We start from the raw sequence: 20,140 nt of genomic DNA on the forward strand, positions 1-20,140 counted from the left end.
TCTATTCCTTTCTGTCACCTTTTTTTATGCAGGAGTAAATATGCCACATTTTGTTGTTTTAGGACAAGTGGAAGGTTTATGAATGTGTTTTTTTAAGTGGCTGTGGCGTATCGGTAATTTATGCATTTATTTCAATTTCATCCCATTGAATTTGCTCTAATATTGTCTTTAATTCCCCAAATTCTTTTTGAATCATCTCGATTTCTACTTTAAGATTATCATAAATTCCGCCACGCAATTCCTGCTCGATATTTTGAGATAAATACGTTAATCTCCGAGCACCAATAGTTGCTGATGCCCCTGATAATGAGTGAAATAGACGTACTAACTCATCATATTTTTCTTCTTCATGTGCTTTTTGTATCTCTTCTAATCTTGCAGGCAAATGTTGCAAAAATATAGCAGAAACTTTTCGAATTGTGTGTATTTTTCCGCCTGTAATTTCAAGTGCCTTTTTAAGGTCGAATGTTGGAAATGTATATATGTCTGTTTCTTTAATCATATCTGTGAATGTATGTTGTGTATCTTGTTTTTCTTTGTCTTGAATGCCCTCTTCTTTTGCTTTGCTTAACCATTTTTTTAAGACCTCTACTACTTTAGCTAATTCAATCGGTTTAGGGAGATAGTCATCCATACCAGCGTTTAAGCATCGTTCACGGTCTCCCTGTAACGCATGAGCGGTAAGTGCAATGATTGGAACATGGAAATTTCCTGACTCCATACGACGAATTTCCTGAGCGGCGGTATAACCATCAATATTTGGCATTTCACAGTCCATAAAGATTAAATCGAAACGTTTCTGTTTTGTGCATTCTACTGCCTCATGCCCATCTACTGCGATTGTAACCTCGCATCCCAAATCTTTGAGTATCTCCACCGCAACCTGTTGATTAACAAAATTATCTTCTGCCAGCAGAATCTGAGCATTAAAATACAGTTTTTCTTTCTTTTGCTCTCGCTGTTCAAGTATAGTATGTCGTGTGATTAACGTGGGAGGTTCTCCTTTAATATATGCTGACCATACCGTAGCAAGAGCATCCATCAACTCACTCTGCCGTATTGGGCGTGTCAGATAGGCTGAAAACCCAAGCTCAAATAAACGATTTGCATCTCCTTTTATCCCAAACGGTGTTAGCAAAACAAGAATAGTATCTTTAATCACATTGTCCTGTTTGATAATTCGGCCTAATGATTCGCCTTGGATACCAGGCATCTGGTCATCGATCAAACATATCTGATAAGGATCACCCTTTTGAGCTTCTTCTCTAAGACAATTTAATGCTTCTCCACTGGAACCGACGGCAGTGGCTTGCATATCCCACGATTGTAATTGTTCTAAGAGAATCAACCGATTTATATGACTTTGGTCGACAATCAATACCTTAACGCCTCGTAGATGTTCTCTATGTGATGGAGTAGGTTTTACAGGTGTTGATATATCCATAGGAAAAATCAATGATATGTTAAATGTGGTACCTTGCCTTTCTTGGCTTTGAACAGAAATTGTTCCACCCATCGCGTCAATAAGTAATTTGCAAATAGCAAGACCTAATCCTGTTCCACCATATTGCCTTGCAATAAGTGCATCTGCTTGCTGGTATCTCTCAAAAATTTCCTCTAACTTCTCATGCGGAGCACCAATCCCCGTATCCTCTACTGTAATCGATAGTGCAGCCTTATTTTCTGTTAGTCCATCACATTTTACCATTAGCAGAACATAACCGTGATGTGTAAACTTTATGGCATTGCTAATGAGATTTGTTAAAATTTGTCGTATTCGTCCTGCATCACCTATCAGATTCTTAGGGCAGTTTGGTGCATAACGTAGGTACAAAGAAATACCCTTATTCTGTGCCAAAGGTGTCATCAATTCAATAACATCTTCGCAAAGCACATGAAAATCAAATGGAACAGGTTCTATTTCAATATGTCCCGCTTCAATTTTTGAATAATCAAGGATATCTCCAATTAGACGTAATAATGATTTGCCAGAACGATGTATAACCTCAACCTGACGCTTTTGAGTTTCAGACAAATCCGAATCCAGTAAAAGTTCGGACATCCCCAATATCCCTGTCATAGGAGTCCGTATTTCATGACTCACATTTGCAAGGAAATCACTCTTGATTTGGGCTCGTAACTCAGCCTGTTCCTTTGCCGTTTGCAATGCCTTCTCAGCGCGCATTTTTTCCTCAATCTCTTTCTGTAAAAGTTCAGACGTTCTACGATGTGCCTCAATTTCGTCCTGCAACTCCGTTGTCCGAATCTTTATTTTCTCTTCTAATTCTTTGTTAGCTTGACGAAGTAATTGTTCTTTAATCTCTATCTGGTGAAGCATCTCATTAAATTCGTCTGTGAGAATTCCAATCTCGTTGTCAGCAAATTTTGAGGCACGTACCGAATAGTCCTTTTCCTGAGAGATATGTTGAGCCAACTTCGATAAATGCGTGATTGGCTTTGAAATAATAGTGTGAAGCTTTACAGACACAAGGAAAGCAACAAAGATTCCTAAAAGTAGAACACCGATTGTTGCACTACTAAAGGCAATAAGCCTGTGATAAAATACGGATTTGGTAATGGCTAATAAGAGAATGGGAACTCGTTCCGTAGTAAATTCTGTTTGCTTTATTAAATATGTTCCTTTCGACGGAGTAATTGGATAATATAGGCACAAATAGTTAGAATCATTTGTATAGAAACCCACTTGATTTGGACTAATAGGTAAATCCTGTTGTTTGCCTTCCTTAAAATAACGTGCAATTATTCTCCCATCCTTATTGTAAATGCAAGCCATCGTTATCCATTCGTTACGCTTCAAAATATTTAGTTCTTGTTGAAATAATTCTGCCTGTATCTCCCCTTTTTCAAATAAAGGATATATATGTTCACTCAAATGTTGAGCTGAAATTCTTAATTCCTCTTCCAGCATTTGCCGTAATAAGGCAGTGTCAAATATGTAAAATGTAAAGCAGGCTATAAATAACGCTATTATCGTAGGAACTAAAGAAAGGATAAAAAGCTGCTGAACTATTGGCAAATTTTTGTAAAAAGTGGCAAAACGATTACGAATATTTCGCAGTGAGAACTGCATATCTTATATTTACCCGGTGTTTTTAATAATTTGTTTCTATAACATCTATATTATTATATGAAATTTTGTAATATAAAATAAAAATTTATATTAATTCTATAATTACTAACAAAATTTTGAAAATAAACGGAAATTACGGCAATTACCAAATTAACATAAAAAATATCAGTTTATTTGTTTAATATATGTTTTATTTACAAAAAAGTTTTATTGAATATCTTATTTTAATATTTGTTAACTAAATTACATTCGTTGACCTTAAAGTCATAGTAATTTTACATAAAATTAAAATAAGCAAATTTGATGTATGGAATTTAAAATTTAAAATGAATATTTTCGGTCTTACGTGTATATGAATTTATGAACTTCTGGGTAATTAAAAGAGGAAATGAGGGGTATGAATATATTACAATTTATTGCTACATTTATTTCTAATATAAAAACAATGAAAACATATAGGAAAGGGACAATTATGATGAGTAGAATTATTTTGTGTTTGTTATCGCTTGTTGTCATTTTCACTTTTAAGGCTACTGCTCAGACTGCACAACTCGGTGCAAAATTAGAAGGAAAATCATCCATGCGTCTTGCAATTGAAAAGATAATCTATCGTCCAGCAGAATGGGAAAAGGAAAAGGTAAAGGAATTTGAAAGTGATATAGAGAACAAAGGGGGGTTGGTTCATGTATATTATCGTAATGTTTCCCAAGAACCTGTAAGGGTTCGTTATTGGCGTTGGAACCGTAAAGACCGTTCCCATTGGATTTTGAATCATTTTGTTGCATGGGACCGCTATATTAATCAAACAGTCCAGCCTGGAGAATTAGGTGTGTTAGAAATAAATGCGGTATCTGAAGATTTTGCATTGGGAACGAAATTCTCACTGCAATTAGTGGATGATAATTCTCGGTTATGTGCTACTACAGATGGAACGTTGACAGTTGAACCTCTTCGCCTTACATATATCCGTGTGCTACCGAAAATGAAGGAAATAACTATCTTCCTTCGTAATTTTTCAAAAGACACATATCAGATAGATAATACTCTGTTTTTTCCGCAAAATGAAATTACTGTGGATTGGAATGTTAAAGAGTTAGCCCCTGAAGGGATGGCAATTGGAGAGGTTCAACTTTCTCAATCTATGAATTCTGGGACATGGTTTATTGCAGGGGTAGAAGTTTCAAAAGATAGTGGGAAAACGAAAGAACTATATTTTGCTCATCGCCGTGCTTTTGAAGATTTTTTCCCTATCGGTGTTTGGTCGAATGGACCAGAAACATACGAGACTTTATATAATTTACATATTGATACGATGGTAGAAGGTGGGAAAAAAGACAATCCTTTCTTTACAGAGGTAGTACCTAAATATGGTTTCCGTGCTATGGTTCATACAGGTGTTCCTTTGAATGTGGATACCGTCCGAGAATTCACGGGGCACCCACAAGTTGTGTGTTGGATGTTACAGGATGAACCAGATTGGTCTATTCCTGCAAATATCATGTTCCTAACCAATCAACACTTATGCCAATATGACAATACCAAGCCCACCTTTATTACACTTTGCAGAAATATCAAGTTTTTTGAATATGCTTCGATATGCGATATTCCGTGTCAAGACCATTATTCCGTCACAGCCCCATCCAGTAGTAAATGGCCTAAACTTTATGGGACGAGGTTAGAGGAAACTGCATATTACACGCACGACCTTAAAATAGCCTCAGAACCAAAACCTATCTGGGTGTGGAGTCAGGCAATTGCAAATTGGGGTGAACGGCCAAAACGACCTGTGCCGACACCAGAGGAATTAGGTGCTCAATTGATATTAAATTTGGGCAGAGGAGCCAAAGGGATTCTCTGGTTTAATCATGATAAAAAGGTAGCCGAAAAATACCCTGAATTGGAAAGGGCAATGCAAGGGTGGGGAAGAGTGATGAGCCTATTACGGGATTATTTCCTGTGTTCTGAACCAATACCATTCAAAGGCTCCGCCCCAGAAAATGTAGATGTTGCACCTTTACAGGGACGCGATTTCTTGATATTATGCATTACAAATTTAGATTATGAAATACATCCCGAAGCCTATCCTTTTAAGGAAAAGAAAGACCTAAAAATAAATATAAATATCCCTATAAAGGGGCAGTCATTATTCGAAATACGACCTCAGGGAATTATGGATTTAAAAGCAAATTGGGGTAAAGAAATTTCGTTTGTTTTGCCAGAATTGAAATCCGAAACAATCATTTTTATTCATACTCAACCCGATATTGGAAATCAGTTAAAATCGAAATGGAATGAAATTGTATCTAAAGAAATAAAGTCGTTAGATAAATAAAAAACGTTGTTCTTAAAATTTAAGATGCCAAAAGAAATAGAACATAAATTCTTAGTTATATCCGATGAGTGGCGTTCTTCGGTCATTAAATCTATTACAATAAAGCAAGCATATATTTATACAGACCCACCTCTTGCGGTTCGCATTCGTATTGAACCAGAGAAATGCACATTGAACCTAAAAAAAGCGATTGTAGCCACAACAAGAGATGAATTCGAGTATGTGATTCCGTATAAAGATGCTGAAGAAATGATAAAAAACTTTATTACAGGATATATTATCGAGAAAACAAGACACATTGTGGTCTATGAAGGACAACGTTGGGAAATAGATGAATTTTGGGGGGCAAATAGTGGGTTGATTATTGCAGAGATAGAATTGAAAGATGAAGGAGACGAAATAGCCATTCCCCCATGGTTAGGTAAAGAGGTAAGCCATGATGCACGATACCTTAATTCTTACCTATGTAAATATCCATATACATTATGGCAAGAGAATAAATAATATTTTAAAGCCTCTAAATAAAATAAATCACTTAAAAATACATAATTTAAACAGTTGTCTCATATGAATATACAAAGTTCAATACTTGTTTTCCGTACATAGTTTATAGATGAATTTTTATTCTAATGTTGTCAGAATTTATGTTTATATTCATACATGTCATGTAAGACTAAAAACGATTGCATCAACATCCATATCAGCACATCTGTTTCATTCTATTAAGAACTATGCGGGTACCATCTTTTCATGGTAAGAATTTTCTATGGCACTGATTCACAAGGATTTATCAATGAATGTGAGTAATAAGAGCGATTTGTGAATCGCCTTTGCTGTTTATTCTTTTCGTGAGGTTTTGCGGTAGATATGGGTACTTTTTCCGAGTAATGCACCAGCAGATTCCATGATAGTTTCGCTGAGTGTCGGATGTGGGTGTATTGTTAGATCGAGGTCTTCTAGTGTCGCTCCCATCTCTATTGCCAATGTGGCTTCGCCGATGAGTTCACCTGCATTGGCTCCAACGATACCACACCCAAGAATCTGTTGCGTTTCTGCATGGGTTATGAGTTTTGTCAATCCCTCTCCACGGAACATAGTCATAGCCCTACCTGAGGCAGACCACGGAAATCTTGATACTTGAACGGGTATATTTTTTGAGCGGGCTTGTTCTTCGGTAAGCCCGCACCATGCAATTTCAGGGTCTGTGAAAACGACTGCAGGGATGGCTTGTGGTTCAAAGGCAACATTCTTGCCAGAGATAATCTCAGCGACGGTTCGTCCTTCATGTGTTGCTTTATGGGCTAACATAGGTCCGCCTGCAACATCGCCAATAGCAAAGATATATGGGTCCGTTGTTCGTCTTTGTTCATCCACACGGATAAAACCTTTCTCGTCCACGGACACATTCGTATTTTTTAAGCCCAAACCACTACTGTTGGGTTTCCTCCCTACAGATACAAGGACCTTATCAAAAATCTGCTGTGGTTTTTTAATATCCGCTCCTTCCAGTTCAACAGAGATACCTTTCTTTTGCGGTTTTAATTGTTTGACCAGTGTTTTTAAGTGGATTTGATGTAAAACTTTTTCTAAATGTTGTTCTAACGGACGTACCAAATCACGGTCTACACCAGGCAGAAGCCCATCGGTAACCTCCACAAGGGTTACTTCAGAGCCTAAAGTAGCATAGACAGTACCTAATTCCAGCCCGATATATCCTCCACCGATAACTAACAAGCGTTCTGGTATCTCCTCTATGTTAATAGCGGTATTGGAATTCATAATATCTGGTGAATCAATAGGCTGTCCGAATAATGCAGGTCTTGACCCAGCAGAAATGACAGTATATTCAGCATTGATGCGTAATTCACGCCCATCCATCAAAAAGACTTCTAATGTATTTGAATCCAGAAAACTGGCTCGTCCCTGAATATAATTAATATTCCGCAACTTTGTTAATTGCCCTAAACCACCTGTTAAGTGTTCAACGACACCCTGCACGTTTTTTCGTATTTTATCAATATCTAATTTTGGTTTTTGGAAGTGAACACCGAATTTTTCCGCCTCTAATGCATTGGAAATCACATGGGATATGTGAAGTAATGCTTTTGTCGGGATACAACCCCGATAGAGACAGGTTCCACCTGGATTTTTTTCTACATCAATAAGAACTGTTTGCAGTCCTAAGTCAGCACACATAAAGGCACATCCATAACCTCCAGGACCTGCACCAATAACTGCAACCTGTGTTTGGATTACTTCTGGCATAAGACCTCCTTTGTTTCAATGTTCTATTATTCAAAAAACATATTCCATGGATTTTCAAGAGCATTACAAATCCATCGAACGAAGCGAGCGGATTCCGCACCATCAATAACACGATGGTCATATGACAAACTTAAAGGTAGCATGAGTTGGGGGACAAATGTCCCATTTTGGTATATAGGTTCCATACTGGAACGGGACATGCCTAAAATAGCCACCTGTGGTGCATTTACAATTGGTGTGAAACCAATACCACCTAAACCACCTAAATTGCTTATGGTAAATGTAGCCCCCTGTAATTCTTCTAAAGCCAATTTCCGTTGTCGGGCTTTCTCCGCTAATTGTGGTAGTTCAATGGAAAGTTCTTTAATTGATTTTTTATTCACATCTCGGATGACGGGAACCAGAAGCCCATATTCTGTATCTACCGCAACACCAATATGATAATATTTTTTATAGATAATCTGTTCTTTTTCGAGGTCAATACTGGCATTGAACTTTGGGAATTTTTTCAGTGCTTCTGCAACAACTTTTAATGTAAAAATAAGCATACTCAATCTGCCACCTGTGGATTGAATTTTCTTTGACCAAGCTTCACGAAGTTCTTCTAACTGCGTTATGTTAGCTTTATCAAAGTGGGTTACTTGTGGGGCGGACCAGCTACGCATCATTTGTTCTGCAGTTTTTTTGCGAATGGTGCTCATCGACTCAATTACGATAGGTCCCCATGAATCTCTGGAAGACGACCCCTCTACTTCCTCTACAATTTCGGATGCAGGTATATCGTGTTTTATTTCCGATTCTACCACATGTATACCTTCTGTCTTCCTTTTATGATATGCCATAACATCTTCTGCAGAGATTTTCCCTGATGGGTCAGATGCAGGGACATCTTCCAGTGAAATTCCTAATTCGCGTGCCAATCTGCGAACCGATGGAGGAGCCAGAATGGGAATATCTGATTTTGGTTTTTGACCTGTTCCTACAGAAATTGAAGTAGGTCGTAGTGGTGTAGGTTTCTCAACAACAGGAGGGATGGGTGTTTCCTTCTGAAGAGGGGGTGTTTTTTCTACTATGGGTGTGGCTACAGGTTCAGGAGGTGCTGTGCCTACCCCTGTTTGTTCATCTATAGTGAAAATCAAGATGCCAGGCTTTACTTTTTGCCCCTCCTTTACATGAATTTCTAATATTTTACCATCCAGCGACGAAGGTATTTCTGCTACCGCTTTATCCGTTTCGATTTCTAGGACTGTTTGCCCTTTACGGATGGTATCTCCAACTTTCACTAAAATCTTGCCGATAGTTGCTTCTGCAACATTTTCCCCTAATGAGGGCAATCTAAATTCCTTTGGCATAGTATATTCCTTTTTTAATCATATTTTATAAGTCCATAGGATACTTTTTATTTGTAGGGATACCTGCATCCCGCATGTATTTTTTTACTATGTTCACATCTATTTTTTTGTTTTGAGCCAACGCAAACAATGCAGATAACACGATATAACGGCTATCTACTTCGAAATAATCGCGTAGGGCTTCTCGTGTGTCAGAACGCCCAAAGCCATCTGTTCCTAACGATATAAATGTTTGTGGAACCCATCGAGCTATGCTGTCTGGGACAAGTTTTACATAATCAGAAACGGCAATGGTCGCATTTGCTCTGTTGTTCAAACATTCAGTTACATAGGGAACTTTTTTTGTAGATGTTGGATGTAGCCTATTCCATCGTTCTGTTTCCAGTGCATTTTCACGAAGCATTTTGTAACTTGTGGCACTCCATACATCTGCAGAGATATTAAACTTCTCTTCCAGTATGGTTTGTGCTTTTAGTGCCTCATTAAGTAATGAACCACTGCCTAACACATTTACTTTTATTTTCGATTTTTTCAAAGAAGAAGGTTGGAATAGGTATAACCCTTTGATAATCCCCTCGCGTATTTTCTTTCCCGACGGGATAGGTGGCATGGTATAGTTTTCATTGCCGACGGTTAGATAATAAAAAACCGATTCCTGCTTTTCATACATGCTACGGATACCCTCTTGCACGATAACCGTTATTTCATAGGCATACGCAGGGTCATACGCACGAAGGCAGGGAACAGACATTGCCATAAGATGGCTATGACCATCTTGATGTTGCAAACCTTCACCAGCGAGAGTTGTTCTACCTGCTGTGCCACCTACAAGGAAGCCACGTACCTTCATATCCGCAGAAGCCCAGATTAAATCACCAATCCGCTGAAATCCGAACATGGAATAGAAGATGAAGAATGGAATAGTATTAATCCCATGACTCGCATAAGCAGTACCCGCAGATATAAAAGAAGCCATTGAACCTGCTTCAGAAATCCCTTCTTCGAGGATTTGTCCGTCTGTCGCCTCTTTGTAATACAAAACCGATTCTGAATCTACAGGCTCATATTTTTGCCCTTGTGATGAATAAATTCCTATTTGTCGGAACAATCCTTCCATACCGAAAGTGCGTGCTTCGTCTGGCACGATCGGAACGATTAATTTGCCAATCCGTTCATGTTGTAATAATTTTCGTAAAATAGAAACAAATGCCATTGTTGTGGATACAGGGCGAGGTGTGCCTTTATAAAATTCATCAAAGAGTTCGTTTTCAGGTGCGGGTAAAGGTGGTGCCAATACTTCGCGATGGGGCAAATATCCGCCTAATGCCTTACGTCGCTCTTGCAGGTATATCATAGCAGGATGGTCTTCAGGTGGTTTGCAAAACGGGGCAAAAGCAATCTCATCATCGGAGACAGGAATACCAAACCGTGCTCGAAATTCACGTAATTCGTCTTCATTCAATTTCTTTTGCTGATGGGTTATATTCTTCCCCTCCCCACTTTCACCGAGCCCATATCCTTTGATTGTTTTTGCCAATATTACGGTGGGTGCCCCTTGTGTCCGTAATGCGTGATAATATGCGGAATATACCTTTACCGGGTCATGTCCACCTCTACGCAATTGGCGTAATTGTATATCTGAAACCTGTTCGAGATAAGGAGCCAGACGAGGTTCATGTTCTATCATTTTTTTGCGAATATATTCCCCGGATGAAACAGAAAATTTCTGATACTCACCGTCTACAATATCACCTAACGCATTTACCAATAGTCCATGCTCATCCTTCTCAAACAGCGGGTCCCAATCACTGCCCCATATCACCTTAATTACATTCCAGCCTGCACCGCGGAATATGGCTTCTAATTCTTGTATGATTTTCCCATTTCCACGTACGGGGCCATCCAAACGTTGTAAATTGCAATTGATAACGAAGATAAGATTATCTAATTTTTCGCGACTGGCTAAACTAATAGCACCTAATGTCTCTGGCTCGTCTGTTTCTCCGTCACCCAAGAATGCCCATACATAACCACCATTTTTAGGTTTCAAACCGCGGTTTTCTAAATATTTGTTAAACCGTGCCTGATATATCGCCATAATAGGACCCAAGCCCATAGATACGGTTGGAAATTGCCAGAACCCAGGCATAAGTCGTGGATGTGGATATGACGGTAGACCACCATCTTTACTTAGTTCGCGTCGAAAATTTTTCAGGTCATTTTCAGAAAGTCGTCCCTCCAAATAAGCTCGGGCATATATTCCAGGTGCTGCATGCCCCTGAAAATAGATCAAGTCTCCTCCATAGTCTTCAGTTCGTGCCTTGAAAAAATGGTTAAATCCTATCTCATATAAAGTGGCTACGGAAGCATAAGTAGATATATGTCCCCCAATGCCATCTGCTTCACGGTTTGCACGAACCACCATAGCCATCGCATTCCAGCGGATATACGACTTTATAATTCGTTCTAATTCACGGTCACCTGGATATTCCGGCTGTTCTGACACAGGGATGGTATTCACATACGGCGTAGTTGCGGGGCAGGGTTTACGAATCCCTAAGAGATATGCATAATCCTGTAGCCGTCGAATCAGATTTGCGGTCACTTGAGGACCACGTTCTTCTAAATAGGCTTTTAATGCATCAATCCATTCCTCATCAGGAAAAGAGAAACCATCTATTTCATTATACCTCTCACCTGTATGCTCAAGGTTGCTCATATTAACGTCCCCTGTGTTTCTTATTATTTTACAAAATATTAACCATTAATTAACTAATTATACTAACAAATTAATTCATTATTTTATTTATTGAGTATCTTTCCCAAAAAATAAATTATTGTTGTTTACTTTTGCTACGAAACTGCGTTATAATTATGAACATATGTTCATAATAAATTATGAAGATTAAAAGGAGTTTTAATGGCAAGACCCTATTGCTCAAGAAGATTGAATGCATGTCCTCCTATTGAGGAATTCATCCCTTTTGAGCAGGAAAGTGCGAAAAGGGAACCTGTATTATTGTCTCTTGATGAGTTTGAAGCACTTCGCCTTGCAGATTATTTGGGAATGTATCATGAAGAGGCGGGGCAAGAGATGGGAGTCTCTCGGCCAACATTTTCCCGAATTGTTGAACAAGCACGACATAAGGTTACTATGGCACTTGTTGAAGGACGGCCTATACGAATAACAGGAGGACCTGTCGATTTTGTTTGTAGACAAAAAAGTCGTGGAAGTGGTAGGCATTGCCACAGGCATTGTAAAAGAAAGGCTTATTTTTTGGAATCAGACCAATATCAAAATGAAAGCAAACAATAAACTTTAATGATAAGGAGATTAACAATGAGAACCCAAAGACATTTTGCTAATTCATTTAATAATTGTGGACAATTTCGTTTCGGTGGTGGTCAGGGTAGGAGATGGATGTCTCCCGATAATCCAACACCTGGATTATCTTCCCCGGGTTATTATCGTCAAGGTTGGAGATGGATGTCTCCAAACAACCCAGCATCTAACCCACCGGAAAGCGATTTGTCGAACGAAACAATAGAAGCCTCCGAATGGACTTATATTGGTCCATGTCGCTGTGGTAGAGGTCCACATGCATTTTATCGCAATTCCAGAGGGAATATCCTGCATGCATCAAAGGTAAAAAACATAGAACCGTAAAAAAATCACTAATCCTAAATTTGAAAGGAACTATTATGAAAGTTGCTATTCCAACAAATGATAAAAAAAATATTTCAGCACATTTTGGGCGAACGAAAGGTTTTTTAATTGTCGATATTGAAAACGGTAATATCGTAAATGAAGAGTACATCCCGAATACGATTACTGGGCATGCTCAGCATCCACATGATATAGAACATTCACAACCGCATTCCCATGAGCATAATCATTCCATAGATACGCATGAACAAGTAGCACAACAATTTGCGAATATTGATGTAGTTATCGCGGGTGGAATGGGATATGGAATGAAAAGTAGGTTCGAGTCTGCTAATATAAGAACGATAATCACATCTGAAAAAGACATAAAGACAGCCCTTGAGCATTTCATAAACGGGACATTAAAAAACGAAGAAAATTTAACATGTCACCACCACTAATGTGGCTTCAAATGATGTGTTACTTTCAAATTTCCGTTAAGAGTTTGCCGAATTTGTTGTTGGGGTCTCTTTCGAGTATTTTTTTGCCAATTTCGTGTGCTTCTTCTTTTTTCCCTAATTGTTTAAGACAGATACCTTGTTTGTTCCATACAGTGATGATATTAAACCATTCATGATAAAAGTAGTAGGTTCTATGTTTATCTATTTGGCTTTCGACTTTACGGAATAATTCCAAGGCTTTGTTGTAAAATTCACCTAATAGAGATATTTCGCCTCTTATGTAGTAACTTTCAGGTTGTTCTGGTGCTACTTCCGTTGTTTTTTCTAATAGTTCCTCTGCTTTTTTAAAATGTTCTTCTGCTTGTTCGAGGAATCCTAATACTTTTTCTGTTTTTGCAAGCATGAATAAAGCCATAAAGTGGCTACCCCCTAATTTAACGGATTGATTTGCCCAGTCATAAGCAGAATCCCATTTTCCCTCTGAAAAGTCGCAAATTGCCAAACCTAATAGGGATTTACCGTGGTGAGGTCTTAAAGTGATTGCTTTTTGGAAGATATTGTAGGCATCTTTTATGCGGTTTTGACATAGATAGGTAAAACCCAAATCGGTTAAAGATGGGATATGTTCTGGTTGGAGGTGAATGGCTTGTTCAAGAAGTTCTTGGGACTTTTGTAAATTTCCAGAACGTAGAAGGCAACGGCCTAATTGGTATCGTGCAAGATGTGAATCTGGACTTAGTTTGAGTGATTGGGAAAGAAATTTTTCTGCGGTTTCCAACTCACCTTTCATTAATGCAGTTAATCCCCGATCGTATAATTCATCAAAGGTATTTTGTTCATAAGACATGCGTTCTTTCTCCTAACAATTACCGTTTAGCCTTGCATTATCCGTGAAAGTGCTTGCCGTATTGAGTCTTCAGGTATATTAGAGACAATTGTGACTTCTCCTATTTTCTTTGGCAGGATGAATCTTAATTTTCCGACTTTTGTTTTTTTGTCACGATACATGGATTGAATTACTTTGTCCACAGGAATATCCTGCCATGCAACTGGTAAATTGTATTTACGTAAGACTTCGCGATGTAATTTGGGGATTTCGTCGTTAACATAACCCATAAGGACTGCCAATTCTGCGGAAGATACCATTCCAATAGAAACTGCTTCGCCGTGAAGGAATTTTTGGTAATTTGTTACGGATTCGAAAGCATGACCGAAAGTATGCCCATAGTTCAAGTATGCACGGATATTTTGTTCTTTTTCATCCTTCATAACGATATCCGCTTTTATTTCACATGAGCGAACAATGGGATATGTTAATGCTTCTAAATTTTTATGTAACATTATCTCTGCATGTATTAAACAGTATTCGAAAAGTTCTTGGTCAGCGATAACTCCATGTTTAATAATTTCTGCAAAACCTTCACGATAGATGCGTTCAGGTAGTGTTTTTAGAAAGTTAAGGTCTATTAAAACAAGTTGAGGTTGATAAAATGCCCCTAAAATATTCTTGCCTAATGGGTGATTTACGCCTGTTTTTCCACCGATGCTTGCGTCCACCTGTGAAACAATAGTTGTTGGGATTTGTATGAACGGTATCCCACGCATATAGGATGATGCAAAGAAGCCAGCTACATCTCCAACAACACCTCCACCCATAGCAATAATTCCACTTGAGCGGTCTAACCCTCCTTCTAACATAGTAGTGCATATATGTTCAATTTGTTCCAATGTTTTATATTCTTCACCTGCAGGTAAGATATGAATTACATATCCTTGTGGGCAAGCTTTCTTTAATACTTGCTCGCATATATCTAAGTAATACTTCGCCACCTGTTCGTCTGTAATCAAGCCAACTTTCCCTTTCCAGTCCAGACGAATGAGTTCATCTGCAAGCATAGAGAAAATATTCTGCCCTATATGAATAGGATATGTATGCCCAATCAGCTTGACCCAAACCGTTTTTGTATTTCCTATTTGTTTGCTCATAGATGTAGCTTTCAAATACACATAGGTTTTCAATTAGTGTTTCAACTTAATTGTTTTTCCAGTAATTGCGGATTTCTCTGCTGATAGGATAATTTCCAATGCCTTTTTCCCTTCTTCTGCGGTGCAATACGGAGGTTCTAAACCTAAAATAGCACGGACAAATGCACCACCTATGTCAATACCCCAACTGACATTGCTATATGGCTCTGGAAGTGGAAATACAATATCACATAATGGCTTTACTAAGTTTGCTACGACGGGCTTTTCGGGGTTTAAACCTACCTGAAGACTACCACGTTCGCAATGAAGTATGATGTAATCAGCAGACATTCCTTTTACTGTCCATGACGCTGATAATGTGCCTAACGTTCCGTCTGTAAATTTTAGTGCAGACACAAAATTATCCTCCACAGTTGCGTTTGGCTTTTCTAATCGGGCGAAGAATGCACAAATTTCTGCTACTTCTTTTCCTGTTAGATACCGAATAAGGTCTGCCTTGTGAACACCTAAGTCTGCCATAGCCCCAAAGCGAGCCTCTTTTTTATTAAAGAACCATTTTCCAGTAGGGCTCCATTCTTCTGGCCCAGCATGTCCAAACATTGCGGTAACGTGGAGAATTTTCCCTAATATTCCACTTTCTACTACTTCTTTCGCTTTGCGATGTTCTGGGAAACGTCGTTGACTTTGATTCACCATCAGTAACACACCTGCTTTCTTTGCGGTGTCTATCATTTTTTGTGCTTCCTCTACGCTGGTTGCCATAGGCTTCTCTACCAAAACATGACACCCTGCTTTTATGGCACAGATAGTGGCAGGTCCGTGATAAATATTGGGTGTGCATACTGAAACTGCATCAATGCCTCCATCCTTAAACATTTTTTGATAATCGGTATAAATGCGTGCTTGAGGTGCGAATTGTTCTGCCAATGCTTTTGCTTTCTTTTCATCTACATCACAAAATGCAACCAGTTCTGCTTGCGGACAAGCATGGTAATCAGGCACATGAACTCGTTCAGCTATCGCACCACAACCGATGACTCCAACTCGTACCTTCTTGCTCATGTAGCTATCTCCTTCTAAACATTATTTTGTCATTTATCAATTTAATTGGCTATTTTTTGTAAATTGACATTATTATCCCAAAAACGTATTCTATTTACATAATTTAACTTGTTTAAATAAACCTATTAAATGATAAACCAAGGAAATAGAAAGGATATAAGAATGATTAGCAAACGAATTGTTTTTACAATTTCATTACTCTGCTTATGTTTTATTTTGGAGTTTCGGATTACCAGTAATAACCAGATTAAGAATTGTTCAGCCTTATGGCAAAAGAATTATAAAAATATTTTGAGTGGCTTTGGTAATATGTACAATTTTCATGTACTTCATGAACCTGATGCAGAATATCCATTCAAAGCATGGTTTTTTGGTTGGGCAGTTGAGGACTGCAATAGAAACATTCCTGACTTTAAGGGTTGTGATGCTATTTTTATGGCACGGTCAAAGAAATTGGAAGGACCATGGGAGGTATATTCGGGTGATAATACATGGGATATTACCTGCAATCCGAAGTTGTGGAAGCCGTTATTTAGTACTTCGGGAACCTATTTTGATGAATGGCATAATGGTGACCCATCTGTTATTAAAGTAGGGAATAAATACTACATGGCATATAGTGCTACTGGGCATGATAAAGACAGAATTCCTGCGGATACACCTAACGATACGGATGGCGATTTCTATTGTGTTATGGGTGCCGTGTCTGATGATGGGGTACACTGGAAACGTTCGGAAAAGCCTATTTTGGAATATGTTGGCGAGTTAGGTTCCAAAGATAAGGCAGGAGATGTTACTTTATGGGGTACTTACCATCGTCCCTCAATTATGTATGAAGACGGCAAGTTTAAAATTTGGTTTGATTACTGGACACCACGTGGAACTGCAATGGGCTATGCTGAGAATCATGGAGATTTCATGAAGTCTGAAGATTGGAAATTGATTCGTATTGGCGAAAATCCTTGCCTTTGGGAATTTCCAAACCCTGATGTTGTCAAGGTTAAAAACATTTATTATGCCTATGCAGACCCTGGTGGATATGAACATCATGGCTGGAAAGGAAGAAAAATTACTGAAGCCATATCAAAAGATGGTGTCCATTGGCAGATTACAGGTTATATTGACCCTGACCCAGATACTCCTGCGACGCATGTGCCCGAAGCAATTGTAATCAATGAGAAAGGAAAAGATATGATATATCTTTTCTATTCCTGCCAGATTGGAGGAGACCCTGATTATAATTTTCGGTATAATCGTATCCGTTTTATGTGTCGAGAAGTTTCCGAATCAGAAATGTGAAAAGACAATTAAGAAATATCACAGGTATATCCAAAAATGACAGCCATAATTTGAGACTAAATGTAATCCGTGATTAATATACTATAAAAGAAGAAAACAAATAAGGAAAAGAATTATGAACAAGAATCTTACTTTTGGAGTTATCGTCGGAAATCGAGGGTTCTTCCCTGACATCCTTGCCAAAGAAGGGCATGCTGAAATTGTGAAACTATTGAAAAAACAAGGTTTTGGTATTGTAATACTTGGTGAAGAGGATACAAAGTATGGAGCAGTTGAGACATGGGAAGATGCAAAAATATGTGCTGATTTATTTAAAAAACATAGGGATGATATTGATGGAATTATTGTTACACTACCAAATTTTGGTGATGAGCGTGCTGTTGCCAATACATTACGTTTAGCCAACCTACAAGTGCCAATATTAATTCATGCACAACCAGACAACCCTAATGAAATGAGTATTAGTCGGAGAAGGGATTCGTTCTGTGGTAAAATCAGCGTTTGTGCAAACCTAAATCAATACCGCATTCCTTTTACTTTAACAACATTTCACACAGAACCACTAAACTCCCCCGAGTTTTTAGAAGATTTGCACACATTTGCAGGGACATGTAGAGTAGTCCGTGGACTAAAAAACTGCCGTGTTGGTGCAATGGGGGCACGTCCTTCTGCATTTAATACGGTTCGATACAGCGAAAAACTCCTTGAAAATTACGGCATATCCATTGAAACAATAGACCTATCTGAAATTTTGGGACAAGCGGAGAAGCTTTCTGCAAATGACACGTTGGTCAAAGAAAAGTGCAAAGAAATCTCAGAATATATATCTGTTAAGTCAATTCCAGTGACAGCAATCGAGCGGATGGCTCGCTTTTCTATTGTCACGGAACGATGGATTAAAGAAAAGGAATTGGATGCCACGGCTATCCAATGTTGGACTGCACTTGAAACATATTTCGGAGTAGTGCCTTGCACATGTATGAGTATGCTAAGTGAAAAACTTATACCAAGTGCATGTGAAGTAGATGTATGCGGAGCTATTTCAATGTATTCTCTGTCCCTTGCTTCGCAACGTCCCAGTGCATTATTGGATTGGAACAACAATTACAAAAATGACCCAGACCGTTGTGTTATGTTCCACTGTTCCAATTTACCCAAATCATTCTTTAAAAAGCCAGCGATGGATTATCAGGCGATAATTGCAGGTTCCGTTGGAAAAGAAAATACGTATGGAACTGTTACAGGGCAAATCATATCCAGCCCTATGACTTTCGCACGTGTCTGTACACGTGAAGATTTGGGTGAAATTCAAGCATTTGTTGGTGAAGGAGAATTTACTAATGACAAATTAAATTCTTTCGGTGGTTATGGTGTTGCCAAGATTATTAATCTTCAAACACTTCTTCACTATATCTGTATTAACGGATTTGAACACCATGTGGCAGTAACACTCGGCAAATCAGCACAAAGCGTTTATGAGGCATGGGAGAAATATCTTGGCTGGGATGTGTATTATCATTTTAGTTAGATAAAATAATGCATACTTGGTAGAGCGATAAAACTAAAAAGGGTTTAAATATGCCAAAAGAATTCAGTCGTGTGAAAAGAACATTATCCCGACAATCTCCTCTAATTATTTTTGCAATATTATGTATTATTCTTGCGTTTATTTCACCTGATTTCCGAAAAGTAGAAAATTTGACCAGTGTTGCATATCGTACCTCTGTAATTGGGATTATGTGTGTTGGAGAATTATTGGTTATCTTAACAGCAGGAATTGACCTTTCTGTCGGAAGTGTCGCTGCTTTTGCAAGTATGTCTGCATGCCTATTGATGAAAAACTTACACCAAGCCAACTATCCCGATTATCTTGTGGTAATAATCGGTATTTTTGTGGGAATTGCCTGTGGAGGTTTTGCTGGTTTTATTAATGGGTTATTAATTACTAAGGGGAAAATACCTCCGTTTATTGCCACATTAGGTATGATGATGGCAGCACGTGGGGTTACTTTGGTTATTAGTGGTGCTCAGACCATTTTCGGCTTGCCTAACAGCTTCTCATGGTTGGGCGGAACATTATACTGGTGGATACCAGTTTCAATCACAGGTAGTTTAGCAGTTATATTTGCGTTCGTCCTTACGATGACCCGTTTCGGTAGAGCACTTTATGCTATTGGCGGAAATATAACTGCAACGCGACTCTCTGGAATACGTGTGGAGCTTGTTCGTACCATTGCTTATGTCTTATGTGGAGCCATGGCAGGATTGGCGGGTCTGGTATTAGCATCACGGACCAGCGTTGCCGACCCAAACGCTGCGCAAACCTACGAATTAGATGCCATTGCCGCATGTGTTATTGGCGGTGCAAGCCTGATGGGAGGTGAAGGTGGTGCTATTTCTGCGTTAGCAGGGGCTCTGATTATCATGGTTCTCAGAAATTTCTGTAATATTGAAAACATTAATGCCTATTGGCAACAAGTATTTGTCGGTGCTCTACTTGTAATTCTTGTTTTCTACGATAATCTCCGCAAACGTCTATCTGGAACCATACAAAGCTAACCCTCTGACGTTGAATTTCGATGTCATATTGTCATTTTACTATGTAATTTTTCATATAAAAAAGATAGAGTGTAATGTATGGGATTT

15 protein-coding genes are annotated in these 20,140 nt (G+C 38.6%); 8 read left to right on the plus strand and 7 right to left on the minus strand.

Annotated elements, in window-relative coordinates; translation table 11 throughout:
* Positions 1-118: 118 nt before the first annotated feature.
* Entirely contained in the window at positions 119-3,091 is a 2,973-nt protein-coding gene (locus PLJ10_04405) for a response regulator (protein ID HOK08887.1), read from the minus strand.
* Between the two features lie 397 nt (positions 3,092-3,488).
* Between PLJ10_04405 and PLJ10_04410 the strand changes: the two genes are divergently transcribed.
* Positions 3,489-5,423: a hypothetical protein gene (locus PLJ10_04410; protein HOK08888.1), complete on the plus strand. Its 1,935-nt coding sequence runs from the start codon at positions 3,489-3,491 to the stop codon at positions 5,421-5,423.
* Positions 5,424-5,447: 24 nt separating this feature from the next.
* Positions 5,448-5,927 (plus strand): CYTH domain-containing protein, encoded by a 480-nt coding sequence (locus tag PLJ10_04415; protein ID HOK08889.1) that lies wholly within the window; start codon positions 5,448-5,450, stop codon positions 5,925-5,927.
* A 333-nt stretch (positions 5,928-6,260) separates the two neighbouring features.
* Here the strand turns inward: PLJ10_04415 and lpdA are convergent, their stop codons facing one another.
* The 3 genes from lpdA to aceE are packed head-to-tail and all read right to left on the minus strand — an operon-like array spanning position 6,261 to position 11,759.
* Positions 6,261-7,688: a dihydrolipoyl dehydrogenase gene (gene lpdA / locus PLJ10_04420; GenBank protein ID HOK08890.1), complete on the minus strand. Its 1,428-nt coding sequence runs from the start codon at positions 7,686-7,688 to the stop codon at positions 6,261-6,263.
* A gap of 26 nt (positions 7,689-7,714) precedes the next feature.
* Positions 7,715-9,040, minus strand: coding sequence for a 2-oxo acid dehydrogenase subunit E2 (locus tag PLJ10_04425; GenBank protein ID HOK08891.1), 1,326 nt, complete (start codon positions 9,038-9,040; stop codon positions 7,715-7,717).
* A gap of 25 nt (positions 9,041-9,065) precedes the next feature.
* The gene (gene aceE, locus PLJ10_04430) at positions 9,066-11,759 is read right to left on the minus strand and encodes a pyruvate dehydrogenase (acetyl-transferring), homodimeric type (protein ID HOK08892.1); all 2,694 of its coding nucleotides are present in this window, start codon (positions 11,757-11,759) and stop codon (positions 9,066-9,068) included.
* Positions 11,760-11,960: 201 nt separating this feature from the next.
* On the opposite strand from aceE, the gene PLJ10_04435 reads away from it, so the two are divergent.
* The 3 genes from PLJ10_04435 to PLJ10_04445 are packed head-to-tail and all read left to right on the plus strand — an operon-like array spanning position 11,961 to position 13,147.
* Positions 11,961-12,356: a DUF134 domain-containing protein gene (locus PLJ10_04435; protein ID HOK08893.1), complete on the plus strand. Its 396-nt coding sequence runs from the start codon at positions 11,961-11,963 to the stop codon at positions 12,354-12,356.
* Positions 12,357-12,380: 24 nt separating this feature from the next.
* Positions 12,381-12,707: a hypothetical protein gene (locus tag PLJ10_04440; GenBank protein HOK08894.1), complete on the plus strand. Its 327-nt coding sequence runs from the start codon at positions 12,381-12,383 to the stop codon at positions 12,705-12,707.
* 35 nt (positions 12,708-12,742) lie between these two features.
* Positions 12,743-13,147, plus strand: coding sequence for a NifB/NifX family molybdenum-iron cluster-binding protein (locus PLJ10_04445; protein HOK08895.1), 405 nt, complete (start codon positions 12,743-12,745; stop codon positions 13,145-13,147).
* Positions 13,148-13,172: 25 nt separating this feature from the next.
* On the opposite strand, the gene PLJ10_04450 is transcribed toward PLJ10_04445, so the two are convergent.
* Genes PLJ10_04450 through PLJ10_04460 form a run of 3 tightly spaced genes read right to left on the minus strand, consistent with a single transcriptional unit; the run spans position 13,173 to position 16,195 of the window.
* Positions 13,173-13,994 (minus strand): tetratricopeptide repeat protein, encoded by an 822-nt coding sequence (locus tag PLJ10_04450; protein ID HOK08896.1) that lies wholly within the window; start codon positions 13,992-13,994, stop codon positions 13,173-13,175.
* A gap of 26 nt (positions 13,995-14,020) precedes the next feature.
* Positions 14,021-15,133 (minus strand): 3-dehydroquinate synthase, encoded by a 1,113-nt coding sequence (gene aroB, locus PLJ10_04455; protein ID HOK08897.1) that lies wholly within the window; start codon positions 15,131-15,133, stop codon positions 14,021-14,023.
* Positions 15,134-15,166: 33 nt separating this feature from the next.
* Positions 15,167-16,195 carry a Gfo/Idh/MocA family oxidoreductase gene (locus tag PLJ10_04460; protein HOK08898.1) on the minus strand — a complete coding sequence of 343 codons (1,029 nt, stop codon included), beginning with the start codon at positions 16,193-16,195 and terminating at the stop codon, positions 15,167-15,169.
* Between the two features lie 162 nt (positions 16,196-16,357).
* On the opposite strand from PLJ10_04460, the gene PLJ10_04465 reads away from it, so the two are divergent.
* The 3 genes from PLJ10_04465 to PLJ10_04475 all read left to right on the plus strand — a co-directional run bounded on the left by PLJ10_04465 (position 16,358) and on the right by PLJ10_04475 (position 20,053).
* A complete protein-coding gene (locus PLJ10_04465) occupies positions 16,358-17,494 on the plus strand; it encodes a hypothetical protein (GenBank protein HOK08899.1) in 1,137 nt (378 codons plus the stop codon).
* Between the two features lie 115 nt (positions 17,495-17,609).
* Positions 17,610-19,022, plus strand: a complete 1,413-nt coding sequence (locus PLJ10_04470; protein ID HOK08900.1) for an L-fucose/L-arabinose isomerase family protein — start codon at positions 17,610-17,612, stop codon at positions 19,020-19,022.
* Between the two features lie 50 nt (positions 19,023-19,072).
* Positions 19,073-20,053 (plus strand): ABC transporter permease, encoded by a 981-nt coding sequence (locus tag PLJ10_04475; protein HOK08901.1) that lies wholly within the window; start codon positions 19,073-19,075, stop codon positions 20,051-20,053.
* The last annotated feature ends 87 nt before the right edge of the window (positions 20,054-20,140 follow it).

The sequence above is a fragment of the Candidatus Hydrogenedens sp. genome, from assembly GCA_035361075.1.
Lineage (GTDB): Bacteria > Hydrogenedentota > Hydrogenedentia > Hydrogenedentales > Hydrogenedentaceae > Hydrogenedens.